Below are 10,510 nucleotides of genomic sequence, written 5' to 3'. Positions count from 1 at the left end.
CAAAAAACGCCCGGGCCATTAGACCCAGACGCTCCGTACAACACCCCCCACACCACCCACAAAAACTGACACAACCCCAGACCAGACCCCCCCCCCCCCCCCCCCCCCCCCCGGGGGCCCGCCCGCCCCCCCCCCCCCCCCCCCCCCCCCCCCCCCTCTCTCGTGCTCTCGTGCGCATCCGATGCGACGCGTGCTCAGTAAGTACTGTTGCCCATCAGCGCGATGAACGACTGCGGATCGGCGTCGAATCCGCGGACGACCTCGCGGAATTCCCAGGCGCCTGCCTCACCTTTCATGAAGTCGCCGACGACCGCGGCGGTGGCTCCAGCCACGCTGGTGAAGTCGTTCTTCCCGAGTTCGGTGTGTCCCTCGAGGACCCGCACGAGGGGGTTCGCTATGTCGCCGAACGACTTTTGTCCGTCCCGCTGCTGGATGACCACGCCCACGACGACGCGCCCGTACGTTGCCGCCAGCCGGTCGAACTCCAGCGTCATGACCTCGTCGGAGCCGAAGCCCTGACCGGTCTTGCTGTCCCGGGTCAGGATGATGGTGCCGTCTGGCGACCGGCTGTCGAAGTGGACGACGTACTCCGGTTCTCCGGTCGGGGCGTCCGCCTTGTACGTCGCGGCGACGATGTCGAGGTCATGGGGCGACTCGCCCAGAGGGCTCGGATCCCACTTGAGAGTCACCTCGGCCTTCCGGATCCCCTTGTTCAGACTGCTCACCGGATTCCCCTTCCCCGTAACTGCCGGGTGTCTTACGTCGGTTGACCATGCTGCCACGCTCACTCGCACCTCGGGGTTCGTATCACGGGTTCGCGCCACGCGGTCGGCATCGACTGCGCGGGCTGCAGCGGGCCCACATGTGCGTCACGCCCTTGTGGGTGGCGAACTTCGGCCCAGCTGGTACGGGTGATGCAGTCTGCCGGAGCGTGACCCCGGCCACGTTCCGCGCCGTACGATGGCGCGGTGCTGGTCAAGTGGATTCGCTGCACCGTGGTGGACCGTCGTGGGTTCGAACGGGGACAGCGGAAGTGGGCGGGGCTGCTGGGTGAGCCGGGATTCCGGGGCCAGGGCGGTGGGTGGAGCAGAGGGCGGCCGCATGTCGCCCATGTCTTCGCGTTCTGGGAGAGCCGGGCGTTCTACGACTCGTTCATGGCGCGCTCTCACGACCGGCTGGCGTCCGGGCAGTCGGGGACGTACAAGGACATACAGGTCAAGCTGTTCGACTACCGCTTCGATGTGAAGACCGGGTTCGAGCCGCGGTTCACGGACGCCGACGTGGTGCGGGTCGCGCACTGCCGGGTACGCGAGGACCGGGTCGAGCACTATTCGCTCATGCAGGAGAAGGTGTGGAACCCGGCGATGGCAGGGTCGCCCGGGATGGTACGCGGGGTGTTCGGGGAGGCACCGGGGAGCGAGTTCCTGGTGATGTCGATGTGGCAGTCGGCGGCCGAGCACGGGAAGTACCGCAGGGAGCGGGTGGAGCGGCTGCTGTTGCGCGCGCAGACCGAGGCGGACGTCGCGGCGCTGGCCGGTGATGTGGTGCAGCTCGAACCGTCCTGGACGGTCTGAAGCCCCGGGTGCGTCCAGCGGAGGCGCAGCCGATCTTCGACGGCCGGCGACCGCGCTGCCGCTGTGCCACCCGGCCCGCCACGGCGACGCACGGACCGTCCGCGGCACCGCCCGCAGACCGCCGACGGCTGGCGGCGCCGCCCGGATACGCCGGATGACTCGGCCCGGCTGCTCGGCCGAGCCCGTGCCGATCTACTGTCGTGCCATGGCACGTCCGCGACGCATCGTTCTCGTCCGGCACGGCGAGTCGGAGGGAAACGCCGATGACACCGTGTACGAACGCGAGCCCGACCATGCGCTGCGGCTGACCAGCACCGGCCGGGCCCAGGCAGAGGAGACGGGCGTGCGGCTCCGTGAGCTTTTCGGACGTGAGCGCGTCAGCGTCTACGTATCGCCCTACCGCCGCACCCATGAGACCTTCCGCGCGTTCGACCTCGATCCGGAGCTGGTGCGTGTCAGGGAGGAGCCGCGGCTGCGTGAGCAGGACTGGGGGAACTGGCAGGACAGGGATGACGTACGGCTGCAGAAGGCCTACCGGGACGCCTACGGCCACTTCTTCTACCGCTTCGCCCAGGGCGAGTCGGGCGCCGATGTGTACGACCGGGTCGGGGCGTTCCTGGAGAGCCTGTACCGCAGCTTCGAAGCGCCGGATCATCCGCCGAACGTACTCCTGGTGACGCACGGACTGACCATGCGGCTGTTCTGCATGCGCTGGTTCCACTGGTCGGTCGCGGAATTCGAGTCGCTGTCCAACCCGGGTAACGCCGAGACCCGGATACTGCAGCTCGGCGAGGACGGCCGCTACACGCTTGACCGGCCTTTCGAGCGCTGGCGCACCCCCGAGCCGTATGGCGTCACCGGATAGAGTGGCAGGAAGATGACCGCTGACTCCTCTCGCGACCGGCGCTTCGAACGCGCCCTGGACAGCCTGCGTGGACTGTCCGTGGGAGACGCCCTTGGCTCCCAGTTCTTTGTTCCCTCGAACTATCCACTGCTGAAGCAGCGGCAGCTGCCGCCAGGCCCCTGGCAGTGGACCGACGACACCGAGATGGCCTGCTCGGTGCTGACTGTGCTCGCGGCCCACGGCCGGGTGGACCAAGACGCACTCGCCAGGTCCTTCGCCGAGCACCACGACTTCGACCGTGGCTACGGTCCAGCAGTCAACCGGATGCTCCGGCTGATCAGGGAGGGCGGCGACTGGCGTGAGCTGGCCGCCGCGCTCTTCAACGGCCAGGGTTCGTGGGGCAACGGCTCCGCGATGCGTATCGCGCCGCTCGGCGCCTGGTACGCGTTCGATCCGGAGCAGGCCACCCACCAGGCCGAGATCTCTTCGTACACCACACACCAGCACCGTGAGGCGGTGGTCGGCGCCATGGCCGTGGCGGCCGCCGCCGCGCTCGCCGCGAATCCGGCCGGGCCGCCGGGGCCCGCGGAGCTGCTCGACGGTGTCGTCGCGCTCGTACCGCGCAGCGCGGTGGGAGCGGGTCTTCGCCGGGCACGGGACATGCTCGACTACTCCGACGCGGAGACCGTCGCCGCCGTTCTCGGCAGCGGCCGGCGCACGAGTGCGCATGACACCGTGCCGTTCGCGCTGTGGTCCGCGGCTCGCTCGCTCGGCGACTTCGAGCGCGCGTTCTGGACGACCGCGCAGGTCGGGGGCGATGTCGACACCACGTGCGCGATTGCCTGCGGCGTGGTCGCCGCGGGCAAGGCCGGGCAGCCCCCAGCGGACTGGCTGGAGCGGACCGAGGCACTGCCGGGGTGGGTGCCGGAACGGGCCCGCTGAGCAGCTGCCGCGGGCCTCACAGCCAACCTGTCGCTCTCCCTGCCGGCACGCGCGCGTGCCGGCAGGGAGAGGTCCCGTGCCGGGCGTACGGTCGACCGAGCCGTCGGAATCCGACTGCCCAGGTGCGGTACGGCCGATACCCCATGCGCGGCCCGTACCCCCGCTCCGGATGGTGGGCTTCCGTACGGCGGCGCTTCACGCGTCGGCACCATGCGGCGCTGACGCCCGGGGCGATCCAGCCCTACGCGGCGTGGTCGCCCGCGCCCGCCGAGCCGCTGAGCGCCTCCAGGTCGCTCTTGCGCACCCGGACGACGAACACCGCGGTCACCACGGCGAGTCCGACCAGACCCACCCCCGCCCAGAACGCCGTCGCGATGCCTTCGGCCAGCACCTGATGCCCCCACGGCGGCGGCAGCTCCTGCGTCTTCGCGAAGATCTCCTTCTGCGCGGGCGTCGAGTCCGCGAGGAACGACGGCAGTTGACGCTCGGCCTCCTCGCGGCTGGCGGTGCTGAAGACGGTCATGAGAATCGACAGCCCCAGGGAACCTCCGACCATCTGTGTGGCGTTGAGCAGACTGGAGGCCGCACCCGATTCGTGTTGCGCGACGCCCGAGACCGCCGTGAGCGTCGCCGTCACGAAGACCAGACCCATGCCGAATCCGAAGAGCAGCATCGGCCCCAGCACCCCGCCCAGATACGAGCTGCCCGGACTCAACGCGGTCAGCCATGCCATGCCGCCTCCGGTGAGCACCGCGCCCGCGGCCAGGAACGGCTTGGGCCCGAGCACCGGCAGCAGCTTCGAGGAGATCCCGGCCGCGGCCACGATCATCACCGTGACCGGGAGGAACGCGAGACCGGAGGTGATGGGGCTGTAGCTCAGCACGTTCTGCACGAACAGGACGATGAAGAAGAACATGCCGAACATCGCCGCGGCGAGGCTCATCATGATCAGATACGTGCCTGAACGGTTGCGGTCGGCGAACATCCGCAGCGGAGTGATCGGCTCCTTTGCCCGCCGCTCCGTCAGTACGAACGCCGTGAGCAGCACGATGGCAGCCCCGAAAGCGCCCAGCGTGAGCTGATCGCTCCAGCCCTCCTCGGAGGCCCGGATGAAGCCGTAGACCAGGGACGCCATGCCTGCGGTCGAGGTCAGCGCGCCCGTGATGTCGAACCGGCCGGAGTGCCGCTCGGACTCATTGATGAACACCGGCGCGAGCACGGCGATCAGGATCCCGATCGGCAGGTTCACGTAGAAGACCCAGCGCCAGTTCAGCCACTCGGTGAGCATGCCGCCGGCGAGCAGGCCGATGGCCGCGCCACTGGCCGAGACCGCTGCGAAGATGCCGAACGCGCGGTTGCGCTCGGGGCCTTCGCGGAAGGTCGTGGTGATGAGCGCGAGCGCCGTGGGCGAGGCGATGGCTCCGCCGACGCCCTGGAGGGCGCGGGCGGCGAGCATCTGCCAGGGCTCCTGCGCGATGCCGCACAGCAGCGAGGCAAAGGTGAAGAGCAGCACGCCGAAGACGAAGACCCGCCGACGGCCGAGAATGTCACCTGCCCGGCCGCCGAGAAGCAGCAGCCCGCCGAAGGTGAGGGTGTAGGCGTTGACCACCCATGACAGCTGGGTCGTGGTGAACTCGAGTGCCCCCTGGATGTGCGGGAGGGCGATGTTCACAATCGTCGTGTCGAGGACCACCATGAGTTGCAGGGCGGCGATGACGGTGAGGGCGATCCCTGGGCGTCCCGGCCTGCGGGCCGCTCCCGGACTGCTTGGAGCTATCAACTGAGAGGTTGTCACTATGGGGCCCCCGCAAGTGAATTAGTGAACGCTTCCGTTCACTGTCGTGTCAACCGTAGAGAATCCCCGTCAGTGAACGCAAGCGTTCACTCGACCTCCTGTCCCCAACGGAGAGAAGAAGATGGTCAATTCGCGCTGGACTGCCGCCGCTGGGACGCCCCCGGTCTCGCTGCGCCGTCGAGGCCCCGTGCTGGAACGCGCGATCCTCGACGCCGCTCTGGAGCAGTTGAGTACGGTCGGCTGGAGTGGGCTCACCATGGAGGGCGTCGCCGCCGGCGCCCAGACCGGCAAGGCCGCCGTCTACCGGCGGTGGCCCTCGAAGGGGGACCTGGTCGCGGACGCCCTGCAGGCGGGACTGCCGACACTGGACGTGGCTGCTGATCATGGGAGCATCCGCGAGGACCTCTTTCAGCTCTGCCTTCGGGTGCGGGACGCGATGTACTCCAGGTCCGGCTTTGCCCTGCGTTCAGTGCTTTACGAGTGCGACATCGCCACCGCAGAACGGTTCCACGGGGTGATCGTGCGTGGGGTCGTCGAGCCGTCCAACAGGCTCATTCGTGAGGTGGTGCGCCGAGGCGTCACGCGGGGTGACGTGCGCCCAGATGCCACCGGTGACCTGGTCTTCGATGTCATTCCGGGTCTGATGATGTACCGCTCGAAGGTGTGCGGCAGCGAATGGCCCGACGGCGACATCGCCGACATGATCGATCAGGTGATGGTGCCACTGCTCCGCCCGAGCACCGGCTGACGGTGGCCGTGGAGCCGGTTCGACGCCGGCGCGGAGCCGGTGAGGGGAACCGGGTGTCGCGCGCGGGGTCAGGCGGCGTAACCTTGCTGGCGCCATGCCGTACGAACCACCCACACACACAGTCGAGCGCTCGATCCGAGCCACCACCGGTGCCAAGATCATCGCTGGTGTCGACGAGGTCGGACGCGGGGCGTGGGCCGGTCCGGTCACTGTGTGCGCGGCGGTCACCGGCCTGCGCAGGCCGCCCGAAGGGCTCACCGACTCCAAGCTCATCACCCCCAAGCGGCGTACGGAACTGGCCGTGCTGCTGGAGAAGTGGGTCACGGCGCACGCCCTGGGGCACGCCTCGCCGGAGGAGATCGATGAACTGGGGATGACCGCGGCGCTGCGGCTGGCCGCAGTCCGAGCGCTGGACGCGCTTCCGATCCGTCCGGACGCGGTCATCCTCGACGGCAAGCACGACTACCTGGGATCCCCCTGGCAGGTCCGTACGGTCATCAAGGGGGACCAGTCCTGTGTTGCGGTCGCGGCGGCCTCGGTGATCGCCAAGGTGCGCCGGGACGCGATGATGGCCGAACTGCGGGGGGAGTTCGCCGACTTCGGCTTCGACGACAACGCTGGATACCCCTCGCCCGTGCACAAGGCGGCGCTCAGGGTGCTGGGGCCCACGCCCTACCACCGGCTCTCCTGGGCCTATCTCGATGCGCTGCCCCAGTGGCGGCACCTCAAGAAGGTCCGCATCTCTGCGGAGGCGGCCGCGCTGGAAAGCGGGGGCCAGCTCGGCTTCGAATTCTGAACCCGCCCTCCCAGCAGACCAGTCGCACTTATGTACCCACCCGCCGATGCCTTCTTCACCGGCATTTGATAGACATCCACCCATGCCTCTCATCCCCGAGGAGCCTCAGATTCACGAGAGTGCCCAGGGTCCCCGCGCCACGCCGGCCGTAGGCCGCACCGCGCCGACCCCCCGTCCCGTACCCGGTCCGCGTTCCGCGGCCTCGCCGCGTCCCGGGCACCCGGGTCCCGGTCCCGCCAGGCCCGCGCCGCCGACGCCGCGTACCCACCACTCTGCCGGGCAGCCGCAGGCTTCCCGGCCGGGAAAGCCCTCAACGCCGCAGATCCAACTGATCCCCGCCCCGGCGGACGGCGCGCTCGACGCCGCCGGCGAGGCGGTCGACCTGCTGCTCGACTCCGGTCGCGCTCCGGGCGACGTCCTGGTGCTCACCACCGGTGAACAGCACCCGTGGGCCGTGCATGAGCTGTCCTTCGGCGAGGCCGCCTACTGGGCCCAGCACGACGCTCAGGACGACGTCTTCTTCGCGGACGCCGCTGCGGTGGGCCGGGCCACGGTCCGTCCCGTGGTGGTCGTCGCAGTCAACGGAGGTGCCGACGACGCAGCCGCCCGTGCGCTGCCCGCCGCCCTGGCGAAGGCGACGGCGCTGCTGATCGTGTGCGGCGATCCCAAGCGGATCAACACCGTGCTCGGCAGGGGCGTCTGAGCCGTCGCCGTAGGGCGATTCCCGGACGGCTGCCCCTTCGTGGGCAGCCGGAGGGTGGCACCCTCAGCGGGCCGCCGTGCGCCGAAGCGCTTCGGCCGCGCCACTGGCGGTGCGCAGCGACATCGGTTCGATGTCGGTCGCGCTGTCGGCGAGGTCGCCCGGCAATGAAGTGGAGTTGGGCCGTCGGCCACCCCGGCCCTCGCCCAGCACTTGCCATCCTCCGCGCGTCAGCGTGATGTACGCACCGCAGCGCAGCCCGTGCAGGGTGCACGCGTCCCGCAGTCCCCACATCCACGCTCCGTCCTCCTCCGTCCAGCGCTCGTCGCCCTCACGGCAGTAGAGCAGTACGGCGGTGCGCACGGGCGTGCGGCGGCGCAGGTCGTGCGGGATGACCCGGCGCAGATGGGCCAGGAGTACGTTGCGGAACTCCCAGCCGTCCACGGGCGCGGATCGCCGAAGGAACGACGCGCTGGCAGCGAGCCGTTCCTCGTGGTCGAGCACGGCGACGACGGCGGTGGCGGGTGTCGGCCGGTGCCGGGTGTGCAATCCGCTCACCACCTCGCGGGGGTTGCGCAGCAGCGGTATACCGGCCGCCGCCCACTCTGCGGGCTCGAGCATCCTGGCGAGCCGGCTGGCGGAATTGGCCGACGTCGTGAGCGAATTGGCTGCGGACGGAGCGAATCCGAAGGTCACGGTCCTCCCTTCGCATACGCGCCGACAGTGCGGGCAGGGTCGAGTGGGGCCCACCGCGGCACGGCCCTTCCGGACCGCGAACGGGCCGCGCGGGGAGCGCTCCAATTCTCGCTGCCGCGTGAGCATGCGGCAACGAGCAATTTGGCGGCACCGACGGGAATCGGCGGGTATGAGGCTCATATCCCTGGCCTATCCCTGCCCAGCTGCGCCCCCAGCGACCCCTCATGTCACGTCTGAACCGCGAGGACCAGCGGAAACACGCCCTTCGCACCAGACCTGCGCAGCAGCCTCGACGCAACCGCGAGGGTCCAGCCGCTGTCCGAAAGATCGTCTACCAGCAGGACAGGTCCGTCGGCGGAGACCAGCTCCTCGGCCAATCGGGGTGGCACGACGAACGCCTCATGCAGGGTCCGCACCCGCTGCGCGCTGTTGGTGCGCGAGATCCGGGTGTCCATGGCCTCGGGTGCGTACTCCACGGTGCCCAGCAGCGGCATCCGGCCGACCTCGGCGATCCGGGCGCTAAGGGACCCGACCAGCTGGGGCCTGCTGCGCGAGGCGACAGTGACCACACCGACCGGCCGGGGCGGTGCGTCCGCAGCGCCCGACGCCCATCCGCCTGGCCCCTTGGCCCAGTCGGCGAGCACGGTCACCACCGCATTCACCACATCGTCCGGAACTGGACCGTCCGGAGCCTGTGCCGCAAGCATCGGGCGGAGCCTGTTGCCCCAGCCGATGTCGGACAGCCTGCCCAGCGCGCGACCCGCGAAGGACTGCTCCCCTTCAGGGATTCGGCCCTTGAGAGTGACCCCCACCGCTGCCAGCCCGCTCGGCCACATCTTACGGGGCTCCACATCCACACCCGGCCTGCCCAGCTCCCCGCGCGCCGCATCCAGGGCCGCACCGGAGACCTTGTCGCTGAACCGGGCTCCCGAGCAGTTGTCGCAGCGCCCGCACGGAGCGGCTTCCTCGTCGTCCAGCTGCCGCCGAAGGAACTCCATCCGGCAGCTTGTCGACAGCGCATAGTCGCGCATCGCCTGCTGCTCGGACTCCCGCTGTCGCGCGACCCACGCATACCGCTCGGCGTCGTACGACCAGGGCTGACCCGTGGTGGTCCAGCCGCCCTTCACCCGGCGCACCGCACCGTCCACGTCCAGGACCTTCAGCATGGTTTCCAGCCGGGTCCGCCGCAGCTCGACCAGCGGCTCCAGCGCGGGCAGGGAGAGCGGCCTGCCCGCCTGCGCCAGTACGTCGAGGGTGCGCCGCACCAGTTCCTCGGGCGGGAAGGCCACCGAGGCGAAGTACTGCCAGATCGCCTCGTCCTCCCGGCCCGGCAGCAACAGCACCTCCGCGTGCTTCACGCCACGGCCCGCGCGGCCCACCTGCTGGTAGTAGGCGATGGGGGACGAGGGCGAGCCCAGGTGCACGACGAATCCGAGATCGGGCTTGTCGAAGCCCATGCCCAGCGCGGACGTGGCCACCAGTGCCTTGACACGGTTGGCCAGCAGATCTTCCTCGGCCTGCTGCCGGTCGGCGTTCTCCGTGCGGCCGGTGTACGAGGCCACGGTGTGGCCGCACTGCCGGAGATACGCAGTCATCTCCTCGGCGGCGGCGACGGTCAGGGTGTAGATGATCCCGGAGCCGGGCAGCTCGCCGAGGTGATCGGCCAGCCAGGCCAGCCGGGTCGCGGCATCGGGAAGCTGAAGCACGCTCAGGCTGAGGCTCTCCCGATCCAGCGGGCCACGCAGTACGAGGGCGTCCGTGCCTGCTCCCGTGCCCAGCTGCTCAGCGACGTCCGCGGTCACGCGGGCATTGGCCGTCGCGGTGGTGGCGAGCACCGGGACTCCTGCCGGCAGGTCCGCCAGCATCGTGCGCAGCCGTCGGTAGTCCGGGCGGAAGTCATGGCCCCAGTCGGAGATGCAGTGCGCCTCGTCCACAACCAGCAGTCCGGTGGCGGCGGCCAGCTTGGGAAGCACTTGGTCACGGAAATCGGGGTTGTTGAGCCGCTCGGGACTGACCAGCAGGACATCCACCTCTCCCGCGGCCACCTCGGCCTGGACCGTGTCCCACTCCTCCGTGTTGGAGGAATTGATGGTCCGGGCACGGATGCCGGCCCGGGCCGCGGCCTCCACCTGGTTGCGCATGAGCGCGAGCAGGGGCGAGACGATCACGGTAGGGCCGCTGCCGCGCTCGCGCAGCAGCGAAGTCGCGACGAAATACACCGCGGATTTGCCCCAGCCGGTCCGCTGCACGACCAGTGCCCGGCGCTTGTCGGCGACGAGGGCCTCGATCGCCCGCCACTGGTCCTCGCGCAGCCGGGCGGTGCCCGTGGCGTCCGAGACGAGGCGGGCGAGTACGGAATCGGCCGAAGCCCTCAGGGCTGCGGGATCTGCGACTTCTGCGTTGGTCATGCCCCCA

10 protein-coding genes are annotated in these 10,510 nt (G+C 69.9%); 6 read left to right on the top strand and 4 right to left on the bottom strand.

What is annotated here, in order from left to right:
* Positions 1–194: 194 nt before the first annotated feature.
* Positions 195–725 (bottom strand): TerD family protein, encoded by a 531-nt coding sequence (locus tag ACFYWY_RS21030; RefSeq protein WP_389188650.1) that lies wholly within the window; start codon positions 723–725, stop codon positions 195–197.
* A 243-nt stretch (positions 726–968) separates the two neighbouring features.
* Here ACFYWY_RS21030 and ACFYWY_RS21025 point away from each other — a divergent pair, with 243 nt between their 5' ends.
* The 3 genes from ACFYWY_RS21025 (at position 969) to ACFYWY_RS21015 (ending at position 3,360) form a co-directional block, all read left to right on the top strand.
* Complete coding sequence (locus ACFYWY_RS21025; RefSeq protein ID WP_389188647.1) at positions 969–1,574, top strand: YdbC family protein; 606 nt, start codon at positions 969–971, stop codon at positions 1,572–1,574.
* Between the two features lie 205 nt (positions 1,575–1,779).
* Positions 1,780–2,439 (top strand): histidine phosphatase family protein, encoded by a 660-nt coding sequence (locus tag ACFYWY_RS21020; RefSeq protein WP_389188644.1) that lies wholly within the window; start codon positions 1,780–1,782, stop codon positions 2,437–2,439.
* Between the two features lie 12 nt (positions 2,440–2,451).
* On the top strand, positions 2,452–3,360 hold the full coding sequence (locus tag ACFYWY_RS21015) for an ADP-ribosylglycohydrolase family protein (RefSeq protein WP_389188641.1): 909 nt from the start codon (positions 2,452–2,454) through the stop codon (positions 3,358–3,360).
* Between the two features lie 241 nt (positions 3,361–3,601).
* Here the strand turns inward: ACFYWY_RS21015 and ACFYWY_RS21010 are convergent, their stop codons facing one another.
* Positions 3,602–5,155, bottom strand: a complete 1,554-nt coding sequence (locus ACFYWY_RS21010; protein ID WP_389188638.1) for an MFS transporter — start codon at positions 5,153–5,155, stop codon at positions 3,602–3,604.
* A 121-nt stretch (positions 5,156–5,276) separates the two neighbouring features.
* Here ACFYWY_RS21010 and ACFYWY_RS21005 point away from each other — a divergent pair, with 121 nt between their 5' ends.
* The 3 genes from ACFYWY_RS21005 to ACFYWY_RS20995 all read left to right on the top strand — a co-directional run bounded on the left by ACFYWY_RS21005 (position 5,277) and on the right by ACFYWY_RS20995 (position 7,402).
* Positions 5,277–5,903, top strand: coding sequence for a TetR/AcrR family transcriptional regulator (locus ACFYWY_RS21005; protein ID WP_389188635.1), 627 nt, complete (start codon positions 5,277–5,279; stop codon positions 5,901–5,903).
* A 94-nt stretch (positions 5,904–5,997) separates the two neighbouring features.
* A complete protein-coding gene (locus ACFYWY_RS21000; protein ID WP_389188632.1) occupies positions 5,998–6,699 on the top strand; it encodes a ribonuclease HII in 702 nt (233 codons plus the stop codon).
* Positions 6,700–6,781: 82 nt separating this feature from the next.
* On the top strand, positions 6,782–7,402 hold the full coding sequence (locus ACFYWY_RS20995; RefSeq protein WP_389188629.1) for a hypothetical protein: 621 nt from the start codon (positions 6,782–6,784) through the stop codon (positions 7,400–7,402).
* Between the two features lie 63 nt (positions 7,403–7,465).
* Here ACFYWY_RS20995 and ACFYWY_RS20990 read toward each other — a convergent pair whose 3' ends face one another.
* Positions 7,466–8,095 (bottom strand): hypothetical protein, encoded by a 630-nt coding sequence (locus ACFYWY_RS20990; protein WP_389188627.1) that lies wholly within the window; start codon positions 8,093–8,095, stop codon positions 7,466–7,468.
* A gap of 227 nt (positions 8,096–8,322) precedes the next feature.
* Positions 8,323–10,503, bottom strand: a complete 2,181-nt coding sequence (locus ACFYWY_RS20985) for a RecQ family ATP-dependent DNA helicase (RefSeq protein WP_389188624.1) — start codon at positions 10,501–10,503, stop codon at positions 8,323–8,325.
* Positions 10,504–10,510 lie beyond the last annotated feature (7 nt).

Origin of the sequence: Streptomyces sp. NPDC002870 (genome assembly GCF_042888505.1) — a bacterium.
Classification (GTDB): Bacteria; Actinomycetota; Actinomycetes; order Streptomycetales; family Streptomycetaceae; genus Streptomyces.
Note: the sequence above shows the minus strand (reverse complement) of the source record. Positions and strands in the feature narration are given on the sequence as shown.

Bases quoted from the DNA above. Each gene is read 5' to 3' on its own strand.
- ACFYWY_RS21020 (WP_389188644.1), top strand. From the start codon at position 1,780: ATGGCACGTCCGCGACGCATCGTTCTCGTCCGGCACGGCGAGTCGGAG.
- ACFYWY_RS21015 (WP_389188641.1), top strand. From the start codon at position 2,452: ATGACCGCTGACTCCTCTCGCGACCGGCGCTTCGAACGCGCCCTGGAC.
- ACFYWY_RS21005 (WP_389188635.1), top strand. From the start codon at position 5,277: ATGGTCAATTCGCGCTGGACTGCCGCCGCTGGGACGCCCCCGGTCTCG.
- ACFYWY_RS21000 (WP_389188632.1), top strand. From the start codon at position 5,998: ATGCCGTACGAACCACCCACACACACAGTCGAGCGCTCGATCCGAGCC.
- ACFYWY_RS20995 (WP_389188629.1), top strand. From the start codon at position 6,782: ATGCCTCTCATCCCCGAGGAGCCTCAGATTCACGAGAGTGCCCAGGGT.
- ACFYWY_RS20985 (WP_389188624.1), bottom strand. From the start codon at position 10,503: ATGACCAACGCAGAAGTCGCAGATCCCGCAGCCCTGAGGGCTTCGGCC.